At 71.5% G+C, this 16,035-nt stretch carries 19 protein-coding genes; 7 read left to right on the top strand and 12 right to left on the bottom strand.

Features of this window, described 5'->3' with window-relative positions:
- The first annotated feature begins 1 nt into the window (after position 1).
- Together hemQ and AB0F88_RS12045 are read left to right on the top strand one after the other, a co-directional pair.
- Positions 2-703: a hydrogen peroxide-dependent heme synthase gene (hemQ, locus tag AB0F88_RS12050; RefSeq protein WP_362681114.1), complete on the top strand. Its 702-nt coding sequence runs from the start codon at positions 2-4 to the stop codon at positions 701-703.
- Between the two features lie 368 nt (positions 704-1,071).
- Positions 1,072-1,641 (top strand): hypothetical protein, encoded by a 570-nt coding sequence (locus AB0F88_RS12045; RefSeq protein ID WP_362681111.1) that lies wholly within the window; start codon positions 1,072-1,074, stop codon positions 1,639-1,641.
- On the opposite strand, the gene AB0F88_RS12040 is transcribed toward AB0F88_RS12045, so the two are convergent.
- Both AB0F88_RS12040 and msrB read right to left on the bottom strand, forming a co-directional pair.
- The gene (locus AB0F88_RS12040; RefSeq protein WP_362681108.1) at positions 1,623-1,757 is read right to left on the bottom strand and encodes a hypothetical protein; all 135 of its coding nucleotides are present in this window, start codon (positions 1,755-1,757) and stop codon (positions 1,623-1,625) included. The genes AB0F88_RS12045 and AB0F88_RS12040 overlap by 19 nt on opposite strands.
- A gap of 170 nt (positions 1,758-1,927) precedes the next feature.
- Positions 1,928-2,329: a peptide-methionine (R)-S-oxide reductase MsrB gene (gene msrB / locus AB0F88_RS12035; RefSeq protein WP_344746678.1), complete on the bottom strand. Its 402-nt coding sequence runs from the start codon at positions 2,327-2,329 to the stop codon at positions 1,928-1,930.
- A 455-nt stretch (positions 2,330-2,784) separates the two neighbouring features.
- Between msrB and AB0F88_RS12030 the strand changes: the two genes are divergently transcribed.
- Positions 2,785-3,315, top strand: a complete 531-nt coding sequence (locus AB0F88_RS12030; protein ID WP_362681104.1) for an NUDIX domain-containing protein — start codon at positions 2,785-2,787, stop codon at positions 3,313-3,315.
- A gap of 154 nt (positions 3,316-3,469) precedes the next feature.
- On the opposite strand, the gene AB0F88_RS12025 is transcribed toward AB0F88_RS12030, so the two are convergent.
- Positions 3,470-3,841: a hypothetical protein gene (locus tag AB0F88_RS12025; RefSeq protein WP_362681101.1), complete on the bottom strand. Its 372-nt coding sequence runs from the start codon at positions 3,839-3,841 to the stop codon at positions 3,470-3,472.
- Positions 3,842-4,001: 160 nt separating this feature from the next.
- The gene (locus AB0F88_RS12020) at positions 4,002-4,739 is read right to left on the bottom strand and encodes a pyrimidine reductase family protein (RefSeq protein ID WP_362681098.1); all 738 of its coding nucleotides are present in this window, start codon (positions 4,737-4,739) and stop codon (positions 4,002-4,004) included.
- 145 nt (positions 4,740-4,884) lie between these two features.
- Here AB0F88_RS12020 and AB0F88_RS12015 point away from each other — a divergent pair, with 145 nt between their 5' ends.
- On the top strand, positions 4,885-5,271 hold the full coding sequence (locus AB0F88_RS12015) for a hypothetical protein (RefSeq protein WP_362681095.1): 387 nt from the start codon (positions 4,885-4,887) through the stop codon (positions 5,269-5,271).
- A gap of 137 nt (positions 5,272-5,408) precedes the next feature.
- On the opposite strand, the gene glgX is transcribed toward AB0F88_RS12015, so the two are convergent.
- The 4 genes from glgX to AB0F88_RS11995 all read right to left on the bottom strand — a co-directional run bounded on the left by glgX (position 5,409) and on the right by AB0F88_RS11995 (position 11,770).
- Complete coding sequence (gene glgX, locus AB0F88_RS12010) at positions 5,409-7,529, bottom strand: glycogen debranching protein GlgX (protein ID WP_362681092.1); 2,121 nt, start codon at positions 7,527-7,529, stop codon at positions 5,409-5,411.
- A gap of 313 nt (positions 7,530-7,842) precedes the next feature.
- Positions 7,843-8,271, bottom strand: coding sequence for an OsmC family protein (locus AB0F88_RS12005; RefSeq protein ID WP_329083919.1), 429 nt, complete (start codon positions 8,269-8,271; stop codon positions 7,843-7,845).
- Positions 8,272-8,381: 110 nt separating this feature from the next.
- Positions 8,382-10,001: an isovaleryl-CoA dehydrogenase gene (locus AB0F88_RS12000; RefSeq protein WP_362681089.1), complete on the bottom strand. Its 1,620-nt coding sequence runs from the start codon at positions 9,999-10,001 to the stop codon at positions 8,382-8,384.
- Between the two features lie 311 nt (positions 10,002-10,312).
- Complete coding sequence (locus tag AB0F88_RS11995; RefSeq protein WP_362681086.1) at positions 10,313-11,770, bottom strand: ankyrin repeat domain-containing protein; 1,458 nt, start codon at positions 11,768-11,770, stop codon at positions 10,313-10,315.
- Positions 11,771-11,913: 143 nt separating this feature from the next.
- On the opposite strand from AB0F88_RS11995, the gene AB0F88_RS11990 reads away from it, so the two are divergent.
- From AB0F88_RS11990 to AB0F88_RS11980, 3 genes are all read left to right on the top strand, one after another.
- Positions 11,914-12,699, top strand: a complete 786-nt coding sequence (locus AB0F88_RS11990; RefSeq protein ID WP_362681083.1) for a DUF1707 domain-containing protein — start codon at positions 11,914-11,916, stop codon at positions 12,697-12,699.
- A gap of 131 nt (positions 12,700-12,830) precedes the next feature.
- Positions 12,831-13,328, top strand: coding sequence for a SigE family RNA polymerase sigma factor (locus AB0F88_RS11985; RefSeq protein ID WP_362681080.1), 498 nt, complete (start codon positions 12,831-12,833; stop codon positions 13,326-13,328).
- 1 nt (position 13,329) lies between these two features.
- The gene (locus AB0F88_RS11980) at positions 13,330-14,118 is read left to right on the top strand and encodes a hypothetical protein (RefSeq protein WP_362681077.1); all 789 of its coding nucleotides are present in this window, start codon (positions 13,330-13,332) and stop codon (positions 14,116-14,118) included.
- Positions 14,119-14,185: 67 nt separating this feature from the next.
- Here AB0F88_RS11980 and AB0F88_RS11975 read toward each other — a convergent pair whose 3' ends face one another.
- The 4 genes from AB0F88_RS11975 to AB0F88_RS11960 are packed head-to-tail and all read right to left on the bottom strand — an operon-like array spanning position 14,186 to position 15,985.
- Positions 14,186-14,947, bottom strand: coding sequence for a sirohydrochlorin chelatase (locus AB0F88_RS11975; protein WP_362681075.1), 762 nt, complete (start codon positions 14,945-14,947; stop codon positions 14,186-14,188).
- Positions 14,944-15,672: a phosphoadenylyl-sulfate reductase gene (locus tag AB0F88_RS11970; protein WP_344746662.1), complete on the bottom strand. Its 729-nt coding sequence runs from the start codon at positions 15,670-15,672 to the stop codon at positions 14,944-14,946. The genes AB0F88_RS11975 and AB0F88_RS11970 overlap by 4 nt, the downstream gene beginning before the upstream one ends.
- The gene (locus tag AB0F88_RS11965) at positions 15,669-15,845 is read right to left on the bottom strand and encodes a hypothetical protein (RefSeq protein ID WP_362681070.1); all 177 of its coding nucleotides are present in this window, start codon (positions 15,843-15,845) and stop codon (positions 15,669-15,671) included. The genes AB0F88_RS11970 and AB0F88_RS11965 overlap by 4 nt, the downstream gene beginning before the upstream one ends.
- Positions 15,842-15,985 (bottom strand): hypothetical protein, encoded by a 144-nt coding sequence (locus AB0F88_RS11960; protein WP_012893136.1) that lies wholly within the window; start codon positions 15,983-15,985, stop codon positions 15,842-15,844. Before AB0F88_RS11960 ends, AB0F88_RS11965 begins: the two co-directional genes overlap by 4 nt.
- Between the last annotated feature and the right edge of the window lie 50 nt (positions 15,986-16,035).

Genomic DNA, 16,035 nt, shown 5'->3' with positions numbered 1-16,035 from the left:
GATGACGGACGAGAACCCGAGGCCCAAGGCGCGCGACCTGAACCAGGTGATCCGCTACACGATGTGGTCGGTCTTCAGGATGAGGGAGCACTGCCCGGGACACCGTGAGGGCATGGCCGCCGAGGTCGAGGAGCTCATGGCCCAGATGGGGCGCAAGGACGTGGTCACCCGCGGCCTGTACGACGTGGCGGGCTTCCGCGCCGACGCCGACTTCATGTTCTGGTGGCACGCCCCGACGGCCGAGGACCTGCAGGAGACCTACTCGCGCTTCCGCCGCACCGGCCTGGGGCAGCTGGCCGAGCCGGTCTGGTCGGCGATGGCGCTGCACCGCCCGGCCGAGTTCAACAAGTCACACATCCCGGCCTTCCTGGCCGACGAGGAGCCACGGGGGTACGTGAGCGTCTACCCGTTCGTGCGCTCCCTGGAGTGGTACCTGCTGGACGACGCCGACCGCCGCCGGATGCTCGCCGAGCACGGCAGGATGGCCCGCGAGTATCCCGACGTGCGGGCCAACACCGTCGCCTGCTTCTCGCTGAACGACTACGAGTGGATGCTGGCGTTCGAGGCCGACGAGCTGCACCGCATCGTCGACCTGATGCGCGTCCTGCGCGGCGCCGAGGCCCGGCGGCACACCCGCGAGGAGATCCCCTTCTACACGGGGGTCCGCAAGCCCCCGAGCGAGCTGATCGCGGCACTGCCGTAGTCCTTCGCACGTTCCCGCGCCACCGCCGGGTCCGGCCCGGCGGCGAGGGCGCGGTTCCCCGGTTCCCGCGAGGCCCGCGGGTCCCGCGGGCGCCGGGAGCCTCACGGGCCCCGCGGGTCGCGGGGGTCGCCGGGGGTTCCGGGAGGGCCGGGAGTTCCGCGAGGTGAAGGGCGTGTCTCCTGTGACGACCCGGCGGAAAATAATCCCGTGAAGGTCTCTTTACCGCTCCCTGGCTTTGTCATACTCGGGGAAAATCACCTGTCTATGTGAGGCCAAGGGTGAAAAGGGGCGAAGGTCTGGCACGATCCAGGCGGCGTGCTCGGGGGCGCCGGAGGAAGAAGTCTCGCTCGCACGTTCCCGAGGTCTCGGTGGCCGTCGTCGCCTTCGCGGTGGGGGCCCTCGCGGTGAGCGGGTGGTTCTCCGGCGGGGCGGCCCCCGCGGGCGGGACGGCTCGGGCGCCGGTTCCCGGCGGCGTGGCCGCCATGGCGCCTCCCGGGGCCCCTGCGGCCGGCACTGTGGTCGCCGCCGAGGTGGACGGGAAGGGCGAAAAGGGCGAGGAGGCGGCCGGGAAGCGGGCCAAGGCCGAGAAGAAACGCCAGAAGGACAGGGAGACCGAGGCGTCGGGACCCTCCAAGCACACCGACAAGAAGGCGGTGGCCTACTTCGAGAGCCGTAAGGTGACCAAGCGGATCAAGGACATCCGCATGGTCGGCGGTTATCTACGGATATATACGGACTTGCCGGAGACGGCGGACAACTCGAAGCAGGCGATCAAGCTCTGCGAGGCGGGCGTCGACTATCTCGTCGGAGAGCTCGGCATGCCCAGTCCCGTGGTCTTCGTCCAGGCCGAGTTCGGGGAGAACGGCAATCCGGTCCTGGCCAACGTCCTCGGCCCCGACGACGCCGATTGCCGCCTCACCTATCCGAGTCCGCGATAGTCGACGCGGGGCGCCGCCGAGACCACCCGGACCCTGGTCCTGCCGCAGATCGAGCAGCGCTGGGTGACCACCCGGCCGATGGTTTCGATGATCTCCCATTTATGGCGGAGATGCACGGGAGCTCCTTAGGTGAACACGCTACGGGTGTGTCCGAGCACTACGCGTCATCTCGCTTTGCCCCTCCTTGCGGCCGGTTAACCTCCCGGACGGAGCGAGGTGGCCGTCCGAGCGCGGAAGGCCCCGCCGGATGTCGGTCCGGCGGGGCCTCCACAGGTGAGCCGGTAGCCTACTCGACGGGCTCCAGCCTCAGCGAGACGGAGTTGATGCAGTAGCGGTCGTCGGTGGGGGTCCCGTAGCCCTCGCCGTGGAAGACGTGGCCGAGGTGCGAGTCGCAGGTCGCGCACCTGACCTCGACGCGGGTCATGCCCATCGAGCGGTCCTCGATCAGCGTCACCGCCTCGGACTTCGACGGCTCGTAGAAGCTGGGCCAGCCACAATGGCTGTCGAATTTGGTATCGGACCGGAACAGTTCGGTGCCGCAGGCCCGGCAGCTGTAGACGCCCACTGTCTTGGTGTCGACGTACTCGCCGGTGAAGGGACGCTCGGTCCCCGCCTGGCGGAGCACGCGGAACTCCTCGGGAGAGAGCTGGACGCGCCATTCGGCGTCGCTCTTTACCACCTTGTCCATCCCACCAGCCTATGCGGTCGCCGAAGCGGGCGGAGGGGCGAGTCCCGGCGTCGGGCGCCTGGCCGTACGTCCGGCCGGTGCGCCCGAAAAAATCTTGATGGGCGAAGCATCCTTTTGTGACCGTTTTGGCGTCTTTAAGGGTGTGGAGGGTGGTTCACCTTCCCGTTGAGGGGTGAAATCATCTGCCGGCCGTCCGCACGCCGCGGATCGGCCACAATGCCGCCGTCCGGGTGGCGCGCCAGCGCCCGGACACCGGTGGGTACGGCAGGTGATTGTGCGGTCCGTCCCGTTGAGTGCCCGGTCCCGCCGCCGCGGCGGCTCCGGGGCGGACCTACCCGTCCCCGCGCGTGAGCGATCCTGATCCCGCCATGACGGCCCGGTTCCCGGCTGGTCTACGGTTGGTCCCGCCCGGCGGGCGGCCGCCCGCGCCTCGACCTCACCCAGGACGGACTCCCTTGAGCGACCCCGGCCCCGACCGCGACCCCGACCCCGGCTTCGACCCCGGCCGCGACCCCGATCCGGCCCCCGTCGACCCCCGCCCGGCCGGCCGTTCCCACATCGGGGTCAGCTGCAGCTTCGTCTGCCACGACGGCGAGGGCCGGATCCTCCTGCACCTGCGCGGTCCCGGGGCGAGGGACAGCCGTGAGGTGTGGGACTCCGGGGCGGGCGAGCTCGGGTTCGGCGAGGACTTCGAGGAGTGCGTCCGGCGCGAGGTCGGGGAGGAGTTCGGCGCCACCGCCCTGGACCTGGTCCAGGTGGGGGTGGCCAACGTGAGGCGGACCTCGGGCGGGCTGCCGACGCACTGGGTGTCCGTCCAGTTCGCGGTGCTGGTCGACCCGCGTGAGGTCACACCGTCGGAGCCGGACCGCATCGGGAACCTGACCTGGTTCGGTGAGGGCGAGCTGCCGGCCGGCCTCCACCCCGCGCTGCCGGGCCTCCTCGCCCGCGCGGCCCCCCACCTCGGCTGGTCGGCCGCACACGCCTGACCGGGTACGCGCCCGGGAGCTTCACCCCGCCGACGACGGCGCCGGTGAAGGCCTCTCCGCCCGCCACGGGGCTCGGCCGTGCGCGGACCTCCCGGGTGCGCCTGCCCGGCGAGGGCACGGGGAGCGGGGCGGGCGGTGGAGGCGGGGCCGGAGGTCAGCTCTGGCGGCGCCGTCCGAGGGTGAACGACACGTTCACGCTGATGATCCCGACCCACATGAGCACCAGGATGAACCCGAGGAGCGAGTCGCTCAGGCCGGAGTAGGACACCGCGATCGTCCCCGGCACCCCGAGCCCGAGAGAGATGATCGCCAGGGCCAGCCGCTGCCCGGCGTCCACGGAGGGGCGGACCCCGGGGCTCTCCGTGCGTGCGCGGGCGGCGAGCCGGTCGTCCACCCGCTTGTCGATCTCCTGGTCCATTTTCTCCAGGAAACCCTCAACGAGGGAGTCTTCGTACTCCGGCCCGAGGTGCCGGCGGGCTTCGAGCGAGGCGCGCAGTTCGTCACCGGAGGAAGATGTTCGAGACATATTCGAGATATATCGTTTCTTTGCTGAGATGTCCATGCGAACGCCGTCCCGGCCTCGCGGAACACGGTCTCGGGGGTCACGGCACCGGGGGTCACGGCCTCGGGGGTACGGCGTCAGGAGTCACGGCCTCAAGGAGTCACGGCCTCAAGGAGTCATGGCCTCAGGGGGTCACGGCCTCCTCGCGCCGCCGGACGTACCGGGTGAAGAGGAACCCCTCGTCCTCCAGGACGTGGGCCAGGCGCAGGCGCGCGAGCGAGGACGGGCCGTCGAGGACCCTGGCGGCGTCCCCGCCGATCAGCACCGGGCTCACCGTGAGGCAGAGCTCGTCGACCAGGTCCGCGGCGGCCAGCTGGGCGTTGACCTTCGGGCCGCCCTCGCACAGCACCCGGGTCAGGCCGCGCTCGGCGAGTTCCCGCGTCGCCAGCGCCAGGTCCACCCGCTCGCCCCCGGCCACGATCACGTCGGCGTGCCTGGCGGCCTCCTCGCGACGCTCCCTGGGCGCGGCCTCGCAGGTGATGACGATCGTCCGGGCGTACGGCTCCGCCTCGGCGAACAACGGGCCCGACAGGTCGAGGTCGAGCCCGCGGGTGATCACCGCCACCGGCGGGACGGCCGGGCGGCCCTCGCGCAGCCCCCGCCACGACGGCCTGGCCCGCGCCGGGCCGTACCCCTCGGCCCGCACGGTCGCGGCTCCGGCCACGATGACGTCGGCCAGCCCGCGCAGTACCCAGAAGACATGGCGGTCGCCCCTGCCGGACAGCTCGCCCGACAACCCCTTCAGCCAGGTCCCGCCGTCGGCGCTGGCGACCATGTTGATCCGGAGGCAGGGGCCGGCGGGGTAGGCGTAGGCCCGCGCGAGGTCGACCTCGGCAGAGGTCTCGGGATGGATGAGGCGCATCGCCCTACCTTCGCACGAAGGCGGTCCGTGAGCTTTCCCGGCATGGTCGATAACGGTTGTGAAGGCTTGTAGTGACTTCGGACGGCTCCCGATACATGATTCATCCCTGGAGACACGGGAGGACTGTGTGGGGCTTGTCGCGATCGTGACATGGTTGATCACCGCGATGGTCGGGATCTACCTGCTGTATCTGTGGCTCTCCGGGGGAGGGCTGCGCCAGCAGGCGACCAAGGTCACCCGTTTTCCAGCATTGCTGATCTTCGCTCATCCGGTCCTGGCGGTCTCCGCCCTGGCCTGCTGGGTCGTCCACGTGCTCACCCTGGATCCGCTCTTCGCCTGGTTGTCGTTCGGCGTGCTCTCGGCCTCCGCGCTGCTGGGCTTCACGATGTTCACCCGCTGGCTGGGCGGTGGCCGCCACGCCCGCGGCGCCGAGCAGCGCTTCCCCATGGTCGCCGTCCTGCTGCACGGCGCGGTGGGGGTGGTGACGTTCGTGCTCGTCCTGCTCACCGCCGCGGTCGCGTCCGGCGCCTGAGAGACCTCGAGGACGCCCGAGAGACCTCTCAAAGGCGCCCAAGAGACCTTGAGGACGCCTGAGAGCTCTCAGGCCGCCCGAGAGATCCCGGCACGCATGGGAAAGATCTCAAGGCGCACGAGAGACCTCGAAGAGCTCTACAGGCGCGCGCAGCGCAGGATCCGCACCGAGCGCGCGGTCACCTCCACCGAGGCCTCGGCCGGCCACGACTCCTCGGCGAACGGGGCCTCGGCCGGCCCATCGTCCGCGGTGTCCAGCACGCGCTGCCACCGCTTGCCGTACCTCGCCTCGGGCAGCTTGAAGGACATGTCCTCGTGGTGGGCGTTGATCAGGAGCAGGAAGGAGTCGTCCGCGATCCGCTCGCCGCGCGTGCCCGGTTCGGTGATGGCGTCGCCGTTCAGGAAGACGGTCAGCGACTTGGCGTAGCCGGTGTGCCAGTCGCCGGCCGACATCTCCTCGCCGGCCGGGGTGAGCCAGACGATGTCGCGGGTCCCGTCGTCGGCCTTGTGGCCGTGGAAGAAACGGCGCCGCTGGAAGACGGGGTGCTCGCGCCGCAGCTTGGACAGGCTCCTGACGAAGTCGAGGAGGTCGCCCTCGGTGTTGACCAGCGACCAGTCGATCCAGGAGATCTCGTTGTCCTGGCAGTAGGCGTTGTTGTTGCCGCGCTGGGTCCTGCCGAACTCGTCGCCGGCCAGCAGCATCGGCACGCCCTGGGAGATGAACAGGGTGACCAGGAGGTTGCGGCGCTGGCGCCGGCGCAGGGTCACGATCTCCGGGTCCTCGACCGGGCCCTCGGCGCCGCAGTTCCACGACCGGTTGTCGTCGGTGCCGTCGCGGTTGTTCTCCTTGTTGGCCTCGTTGTGCTTGCGGTCGTAGGAGACCAGGTCGGTCAGGGTGAACCCGTCGTGGCAGGTGACGAAGTTGATGGAGGCCACCGGGCGGCGCCCCGAGGTGGCGTACAGGTCGGCGGACCCGGTCAGCCGGGAGGCGAACTCCGGCAGCGCGGACCCGCTCCCGCGCCAGAAGTCGCGCACGCTGTCGCGGTACTTGCCGTTCCACTCCATCCACAGCGGCGGGAAGTTGCCCACCTGGTAGCCGCCGGGTCCCACGTCCCACGGCTCGGCGATCAGCTTCACCTGGGAGATCACCGGGTCCTGCTGGATCAGGTCGAAGAAGGCGCTCAGCCGGTCGACGTCGTGCAGCTCGCGGGCGAGGGCGGAGGCCAGGTCGAACCTGAAGCCGTCCACGTGCATCTCCAGCACCCAGTAGCGCAGCGAGTCCATGATCAGCTGGAGGGCGTGCGGCGAGCGGACGTTGAGGGAGTTCCCGCAGCCGGTGTAGTCGAGGTAGTAGCGCCGGTCGCCGTCGTGCAGGCGGTAGTACGACCGGTTGTCGATGCCGCGGAAGCCCAGCGTGGGCCCCATGTGGTCACCCTCGGCGGTGTGGTTGTAGACCACGTCGAGGATGACCTCGATCCCCGCCTCGTGCAGCGCCCGCACCATCGCCTTGAACTCCAGCACCTGCCCGCCGCGCTGGCCCGAGCCGGAGTAGGCGGCGTGCGGGGCCAGGTAGGCGATCGTGTTGTAGCCCCAGTAGTTGGTCAGCCCCCGGGCGACCATCGCGTGCTCGGGCACGTACTGGTGCACCGGCATCAGCTCCACCGCGGTCACGCCAAGGCTCAGCAGGTGCTCGATGACCGCCGGGTGGCCCAGCCCCGCGTAGGTGCCGCGCTGCTCCTCGGGCACCGCGGGGTGACGCATCGTGAGCCCGCGCACGTGCGCCTCGTAGATCACGGTCTGGTGGTACGGCGTCCGGGGCGACCGGTCGTTGCCCCACTCGAAGAACGGGTTGATCACCACGTTCTTCGGCATGAAGGGGGCGGTGTCCTCGTCGTTGCGGTTGCCCGGATCGGTGAACTGGTACGAGAACATCGCCTCGTTCCACTTCAGGTCACCCTCGACGGCCTTGGCGTAGGGGTCAAGGAGCAGCTTGGAAGGGTTGCACCGGTGCCCCTGGGAGGGGTTGTAGGGGCCGTGGACGCGGTAGCCGTACCGCTGTCCGGGCATGATCCCCGGGACGTAGCCGTGCCAGACGAACCCGTCGACCTCGGTCAGCTCGACGCGCTCCTCGCGGCCGTCATCTCCGAAAAGGCAGAGTTCGACACGCTCCGCTACCTCGGAGAACAGTGAGAAGTTGGTACCCACGCCATCCCAGGTGGCGCCGAGCGGATAGGACTCTCCCGGCCAGACTGCGCGCATGTGACCCCGTTCTCCTCTGGTCCGGCTCCCTTGTGCAGGCTGTATCTCGCCCCTGTCACTTTAAGACGGTATTGAGGAGTTTCGTATCCGGGGTATGGAGTGCTTTCCGTACCTGTCCTTTTCGCGCACGCCGCGCGGCCACGCGTGACCCCTGGGGTACGCGTGGCCGCGAAGGCGCCGTGACGGGCCCGTCGCCGGCCACCCTCGGTGACCGGTTCGAGGCGACCAGTCCACTCCGGGGCGGCCACCCGTGGTGAACGCCCTGCGGAGCGGCCCGGCCGCCGTCATCCCGATCGCGAGGGCATGACCGCGATCAGCTCAGCAGCTCGGCGTTGAGGCTGATCGTCGTGCCCGAGAGGGCCTTGCTCACCGGGCAGTTCGCCTTGGCGGTCTCGGCCGCCTCCTGGAACTGCTCGGCCGTCAGGCCGGGAACCTGGGCGCGGACCGAGATGACGATCCCGGTGATGCCCTCGCCCGGCTGGAAGGTCACGTCGGCCTTCGTCTCCACGGTCTGGGGCGGGGTGCCCGCCTGGGCCAGCCCGTGGGAGAGGGCCATCGAGAAGCACGAGGAGTGGGCGGCCGCGATGAGCTCCTCCGGGGAGGTCTTGCCGTTGGCCTGCTCGGCGCGCGAGGGCCAGGACACGTCGAACGTGCCCACCCCGGAGGAGTCGAGGGAGACGCTGCCCGAACCGTCGAGCAGCGCGCCCTTCCACTGAGTCGTCGCGGTACGTGTCGTCGCCATGGCGATTGTCCTTTCGATCATGAACCGTTGGCCATGACCGACCCTACTCGGCGTCGTCACCTCGCCGTGACCCGGAGCGCCCCGTTGTCCCGGAACCCGGAGGACAGGGGTCAGAACGAGGCGCGCTCGACGAGGACGTCCAGGTCCAGGCCGGTGGGCAGGGTGCCGAAGGCGCGTCCCGCGTCGCCGGACAGGCGGGAGACGCAGAAGGCGTCGGCCACGGCCGCGGGGGCCAGCCGGACGAGCAGGGAGCCCTGCAGCACCAGCGCCATGTCCTCGGCGACGCGCCGGGCCCGGATCTCGAAGTCGGTGGTGTCGTCCAGGGACTTGCGCAGGCGGTCGGCGGCGGCGTCCAGGTGCCGGTCGGCCCCGGCGGCGAGCGCGACCTCGGCGAAGAACGCCTCCTGGGCCTCGGGCTCGCGGCCCAGGGCGCGCAGCACGTCCAGCGCCGCGACGTTGCCCGACCCCTCCCAGATGCCGTTCAGCGGCGATTCGCGGAACAACCGCGGCATCTGCGACTCCTCGACGTAGCCGTTGCCCCCCAGGCACTCCAGCGCCTCCGCCGCGTGGACCGGGGCGCGCTTGCAGACCCAGTACTTGCTCACGGCCAGTGCGGTGCGGCGCAGCGCGGCCTCGGCCCGGTCGCCGGCGATGGCCCGGTCGGTCGCCCCGGCCAGCCGCGTCATCAGGACGGTCGCCGCCTCCGACTCCAGGGCCAGGTCGGCCAGGACGTTGCGCATCAGCGGCTGGTCGGCGAGCTTCCTGCCGAACGCGCCCCGGTGCCGGGTGTGGTGGACGGCCTGCGTGACGCCGTACCGCATGCCGGCCGCGGAGCCGATCACGCAGTCCAGCCGGGTCATGTTGACCATCTCCAGGATGGTCCGCAGCCCCCGGCCCTCCTCGCCCACCAGCCAGGCCGTCGCGCCGTGGTACTCCACCTCGGCGCTGGCGTTGGACCTGTTGCCCAGCTTGTCCTTCAGCCGCATCAGGTGGACGGCGTTGCGGGTCCCGTCGGGAAGGACGCGGGGGAGCAGGAAGCACGACAATCCGCCGGGAGCCTGGGCGAGGACCAGGAACACGTCGCACATCGGGGCGGAGTTGAACCACTTGTGGCCGGTCAGGACGTAGCTCCCGTCGCCCTGCGGTTCGGCGCGGGTGGTGCCCGCGCGCACGTCGGAGCCGCCCTGCTTCTCGGTCATCGCCATCCCGGCGAGCACTCCGCGCTTGCCGAGCGGCGGGCGCAGCCCGAAGTCGTAGCTCCGGGCGGCGAGCAGCGGTTCCCAGTCCGCGGCGAGCGCCGGGCTGTGGCGCAGCGCGGCGATCGAGGCGTAGGTCATCGAGATCGGGCAGCCGTGCCCGGCCTCGACCTGGCTCCAGACGTAGAACTTGGCGGCGCGGGCCACGTGCGCGCCCGGCCTGGCGCTCGACCACGGGGTGGCGTGCATGCCGTTGTCGACGGCGACGGTCATCAGCTCGTGCCAGGCGGGGTGGAACTCCACCTCGTCGACCCGCCGCCCGTACCGGTTGTGGGTACGCAGGACGGGCGGGTGCTCGTTCGCCAGCCGCCCCCAGTCCTGGGCCTGCTCGGAACCGGCGAGGAGGCCGAGCCTGTGCAGTTCCCCGGTGGCCCATCCCGCACCCTCGCGGGCCACGCCCTCCATCAGGGCGGCGTCGGCGGACACGTCGTGCCCGGTGAGCGGATGAGCCTGGTTGAAGACGTCATGGGTCACGTGCGGCCTCCGGTGAATCATCCGGCTCGTCGCCGGCCTCTGTGCCTATCTCAACACCCTTCCGGAGGGGTGGCGCCCTTTATTGGGGGCTATATCCGATTTTCGTCCATAGTTGGACACCGGCCTCCGGAAGTTCACCCCGCCGTACGCGGGACGGCCCCGTCCGCGCCCCGGCGCCAGGGCGCGGACGGGGCGCGGACGGGGCGCGGACGGAGCCGAAGCGCGGACGGAGCCGAAGCGCGGACGGAGCCGAAGCGCGGACGGAGCCGAAGCGCGGACGGAGCCGAAGCGCGGAGCGGCCGGCTCGCGGGTCAGGGGTTCTTGACCAGATCGCGGATGTAGTCGTCGTCCTCGTCGCTCTCGGCGAGCACGCGGTCGGCGCCCCGCTGAGCCCGCGCGTCACCCCTGGTGGCCAGGCCGCGCGTGGCCTCGGCGACCGTGTTCAGGTCCTCGTCGTCGAGCCTGGCGGCCAGCGCGTCGCGGATCCGCTCGCTGTCCTGCGGGGCCTCCGACAGGCCCGCCAGGCCCATGGTGGCCCAGTCGCGCACCTCCGCGTCGGGGTCCTGCGTCATGGAGATGAGCAGCGCGAGCCCCTCGGCGTCGCCGGGGGGCAGGACGGCGGCCAGCGCGGCGGGGTCGGCCTGGGTGCGGGTCCAGCCGTCGGCGTTGATGATCTCCAGCACCTCGGGCAGGGCGCGCGGGTCGGCGTGGTGGCCGAGCGCGCCGAGCACCGAGCGCAGCACCCGCTCGTCGCCCTCGGTGGCCGCCATCCGGCGCAGGACCGGCAGCGCCTCCTCCAGGTAGGGCTTCTCGTCGTCGGTGAACCCGAACTGGGCGAGCACGTCGACGGCGAACTCCCGCTTGCGCGGATCCTCGTTGGAGCACAGCCGCACCGCCGCGTCGAAGGTCTCCCCGTCACCGCGCCCGCTCAGCGAGCTCGCCACGGTCCACCAGGTCTCGGCCTCCTCGTCGATGTCCCGGTAGGGCATCGCCCGCTCGACCATCTCGTCGAACGGCAGCCGCTCGCCCGTGGCGTCCTCCAGCAGGGTGGCGACGGCCGCGTGCCCGCGCTGGCAGGTGAGCTCGGCCAGGCGGGTCCCGTCGGGGCCCACCGCCGCGACGGTCACCAGGTCGGTGCCGTCCTTCGCCCTGCTGCGGCCCACGACGAACTGCGAGTCCTCGGGGACCTGCTCGGTGATCTGCTCCAGGAGCGCGCTCTCCAGCTGGGTGCCCAGCCAGTCGTAGGCGATGGACAGCGGCGTGTCGCCGTCGTCGTCGGGCCGGTCGGCCTCGGCGCCCGCCCGCAGCAGCGCCTGCACGACGCCCAGGGCACCGCGCCGGGTGGCCAGGGTGAGCGCGGTGTCGCCGGTCTCGTTGGCGTCCTCGGGGTCCGCCCCGGCGGCGAGCAGCGTCTGGAGCGCGTCGGCCCGCCCGTTGGCGGCGGCCCAGAGCAGGGCGGTCCACCCGCCGGCCTCCCGCCCTGACACGTCGGCGCCGGCGGCCAGCAGCGCCTCCAGGGCCTCGACACGGTCCAGGGCGGCGGCGGCGGACAGGGGCAGCCCCCCGTCCTCGCCGCCGCTGATCCGGTTGGGGTCGGCTCCGTGGGCCAGCAGCGCGCGTACGACGGCCACGCGGCCCTGGTTCGATGCCAGGTAAAGGGCGGTGGGCTCTTCCGCGCCGTCGGGGTCGGCGCTCGTGCCGCCCTGCAGCAGCCGCTCGGCCCGCTCGGCGTCGTTGGCCGCCACCGCGTCCAGGAGTTCTCGGTACATGCCTCCGGATCATATGGCGTGCCTCCCCGGCTCGGCCGTACGCCGGCCTCGCGCCCGGCGACGAGGCGTCATCCGATGTGTTTATCGGGGTTCCTCCTTCCGAGGGATCCTCTATTAGGGCAACTCGCGATATGTTGTGAGTTATGAATGATCCCGGGGACATGCGGGTTTCGGACGCGGAGCGGGAAGCCGCCGTCGAGTGGTTGCGGGTCGCCTCCGTCGAGGGCCGTCTGACCCTCGGGGAGCTGACCGAGCGCACCGAGGCGGCCTACACCGCCCGCACCCAGGCCGAGCTGACGGTGGTCACCTCCGACCTGCCCGGCGGCCACCCGGTGCCCGCACCCGCCTACCCCCCTGCGGAGCGGAGCGGTCAGGCACGGCGCTGGTTCGTCGCGGTGATGGGCAGTTCCAAGCGGCGCGGTTCGTGGCGGATCGACAAGCCGCTCGGCGCCGTCGCCGTGATGGGCGACGTCGTGCTGGACCTGCGCCAGGCCGAGGTGCGCACCGGGGGAGTGGTCGACATCATGGCCACCGCGGTCATGGGCGACGTGAAGATCATCGTCCCGGACGGGGTGGACGTCGAGCTCGACGGCATCGCCGTCATGGGGGACAAGAAGGTCCAGGTCATCGAGGCGCCCCCGGGCACTCAAGCGCCACTGGTCAGGGTCAGGGCGTACGTCCTCATGGGAGACGTCAAGGTGGTCGGGGACGCCAAGGCCAAGCCCCTCAAGAAGGCGTGGGCCGCCTGGCGGGAGCAGTGGAACGAGCTGCGCGGCGAGCTCACCGGCGAGTCGGGCCCCTACCAGGTCGGACCGGGCTCCCACCAGATCCACCCCTCCCACCAGGAATGGTCGCGGCACCCGCAGGCGCGCCCGTGGCCCCCGGCGCCGCCCCAGCCTCCCCACCCCCCGCAGCCGCCCCGCCACTGACGGCGGCCCCGCTCTCACCGCCCGCACGTGGGCATCCGAGCCCCGGCGGGCGGGCCCCAGGACACGTGCAACGTCCCGGGATCCCTGAGGCGTAGTGATCGGTGACATACACCGAGCAGTGAGGATCCCCGATGCGAGATCGGGCTGACTTCGAGCACTACGTGGAGCAGCGCTCGGCCCGCCTGTTACGGGCCGCGTACCTGCTGTGCCGTGACTGGGGCACGGCGGAGGACCTGCTGCAGACGGCCCTGGCCAAGGCGTGGCTCGCCTGGCGGAGGGTGGGCGACAATCCGGACCCGTACGTCTACCGCATCCTGGTCAACACCCACGCCACCTGGTGGCGGCGCAGGTGGCGCGGCGAGGTGCCGAGCGAGGTCCTCCCCGAGGCGCCGGACGGCGACACGGTGGACGCCGTGGTGACGCGGGAGGCGGTCCGGCAGATCCTGGCCGGGCTGCCCGGCAGGCAGCGGGCCGTGATCGTCCTGCGCTACTTCGCCGACCTGCCCGACCAGCAGATCGCCGAGATCCTCGGTTGTTCGGTGGCGACCGTACGCAGCCAGGCCAGCCGGGCACTGCGCAAGTTGCGCGTCGATCCCGCGGCCGTCGCCGCGATCACCACGGGGAGCTGAGATGACGATCACCGAATCCGAGTTGCGCGAGATCCTGAACGGGGACGGGGACGGGGACGGGGACGGGGGTGGGGACGAGGGGCACAACAGGGGCGTGACCGTCGCCGGCGTCCACCGGCGCGTCCGCGCGATCAGGCGCCGCCGCCGCTGGACCGCGGGCGGGGTAGTCGTCCTCGGGCTCGTCGCGAGCCTGGTGTCCTCACCGTCGGCCCGGAGCGCATGGATGCCCGAGGACGTCTGGACCGGTGTGATGGCGCGACCGGAGAAGACCCCCCAGGCCGTTTCCGGTCCCGTGGGAGGGCCCGTCGTCCACGAGAAGATCGCATCGTCGAGGGTGAACACGGAGGGCGGGGTACGCGAGGACCTCGCTTTCACGATGACCTCCCAGCAGGTCAGGCTGGTGATGCGGTGTGAGGGGACACTGTACAAGGCCGCGTTCTGGGTCGACGGGCGCCTGATCACGGCGGGTCCCTGTGGCGACGGCGAAGGCGACATCCGGTTCGGCCTCTCCGGGGACTTCGAGGGTGAACCCGGTTCCCGGCACACGCTTACCGGCGTCGTGATGAAGACCGGTCTCACGAGCCCGGAGGGCCTCACCGGCAGCGCGGACGTCGATCGCCTGCTGCGGGAGCAGCGGCCGTTCCCCTACACGGAGGGGTGGGGATTCCTGGTCTTCCGGCTTGAGGACCCCGAGTGCCTGGACGACGTGCGCCAGGTGGACCCGAGGACCGGGGAGATGGTCCGCATGGAATGCGGGGACGAGGGCGCCGCGCCCTCCGGCCACTCCTGAGGCGACCGGAAGCCTCCGCGGCCCGAGGCCGCCGTTCCGCCCCGGACCTCGCTCCCCGGCAGGGACGTCAGGCCGTGGCGAGCACCGGGTGCCGGTGCGTGGCCTGCTCGTAGCGTTCGAGCAGTACCGCGGCGATCTCGGGGGCGGCGCCCAGCACGTCGGCGACGGCGTCGGCGCCCGCGGCCAGGGTCTCGCGGCGGATCTTGTCGGCGAAGTGGCCGGGGGCGAGCAGGTAGGGGGCGACCACGACGCGGGAGGCCCCGGCCAGGCGCAGGCGCAGCACGGCCTCCTCGGGGGTGGGGCCGGCGGCCGAGGCGTAGGCGGCGGTCACCGACCGCCAGCCGCGCGCCCTCGCCCAGTCCCCGGCGATCCCGGCGACCGTCGCGTTGGCCCGCCGGTCGCTGGAACCGGCCGAGACCAGCACCACGGCGGTGCCGGGCTCGCCCGGCTCCACGCCCGCCTCGGCCAGGCGCCGCTCCAGCGCGGTGACCAGCAGCGGGTGCGGGCCCAGCGTGGCGCCCGCGTGCACGCGCAGCAGGGGCCTGCGGGCCGTCGCCTCGGCCAGCGCGCCGGGGATGTCGACCCGGCTGTGGTAGGCCTCGGTGAGCAGCAGCGGCAGCACCGCGGCCTCGGCCAGCCCCGACAGCGCCATGGGAAGCGTCGGGGAGGCGTGGTCGAGGTAGGCGGTGCGTACGAGGAGCTCGGGCCGCGCGTCCCGTACCAGGTCGAGCAGGTCCTCCACCGTCGCCGCGGCGCGCGGGTCACGGGACCCGTGCGCCACCGCGACCAGCGGTGTCCCGAGAGCGGCGCCGGGGGCACGCCACGTCATACGTGCAGCCCGCACTCGGTCTTGCCCATGCCCGCCCAGCGGCCGCTGCGCGGGTCCTCTCCCGGGGCGACCTGGCGGGTGCAGGGGGCGCAGCCGATCGAGGGGTAGTTGTCGTAGTGCAGCGGGTTGATCAGCACCCCGTTGTCGGCCATGTAGTTGTCGACGTCCTCCTGCGTCCACCGGGCGATCGGGTTGATCTTGACCATCTGGCGCTTGGCGTCCCACTCGACGACCTTGACGCCGGCGCGGGTGACGGCCTCGTCCCGGCGGATGCCGGAGACCCAGGCGAGGTACGGTTCGAGGGCCCGGTTGAGCGGCTCGACCTTGCGCAGGTAGCAGCACAGGTCGGGGTTGCGCCCGAACAGGCGCGGACCCAGGTCGCGCTCCTGCTCGGCCACCGTGCGGGACGGCTTCACGTCGATCACGTTCACGTCGTAGACCTGCTGGACGGCGTCACGGGTGCCGATCGTCTCGGCGAAGTGGTAACCCGTGTCGATGAACAGCACGTCCACGCCCGGCTTGACTCGGCTGACCAGGTCGATCAGCAGGGCGTCGCTCATCGACGCGGTCAGGCAGAGCCGGTCTCCGAAGGTCGCCGCCGCCCAGCGGATGATCTCGAGGGCAGAGGCGTCCTCGAGGAACCGCGCGGCGGACTCGACGATCTCCTGCAGATCGAGCGTCCCACGCTGCTGACGTAATCCGACTTCGATGTCCACCAGTGTCATCGCTCGCTCACCCAATCCTCGTTCGCCGCGCGGGCAGGTCGTGCCGCGCGGGCCGTTGCGCTCGTCGTCGTGCCGGAATTCACCGTGCGGGCCGCGCGGATCGCGGTGACCTCGCCGGTCGGAGAGGTCACCGCGGTCATCGCGTTCGCCGCGCCGGATTCGCCGCGTGTCACGAGCGCACCCCGATTCCGAGAAACTTCAATTTGAAGGCGCGCACGCACGACCGGCAGTACCAGCCGCCGTCGCCCTCGTAGGGCTCCAGGTCTTCCTCGCCGCAGTACGGGCAGTGGAAGGGAACGGCTCGCTCGCTCATCCGCTCCTCCTCGTCCCGGTGCGCGTCTGGTTCGTCCGGCCCGTCCGGCC

The organism is Streptosporangium sp. NPDC023963, assembly GCF_040639135.1.
Taxonomy (GTDB): Bacteria; Actinomycetota; Actinomycetes; order Streptosporangiales; family Streptosporangiaceae; genus Streptosporangium.
The sequence above is the reverse complement of the archived record's forward strand: the minus strand, read 5'-3'. Positions and strand labels throughout refer to the sequence as shown.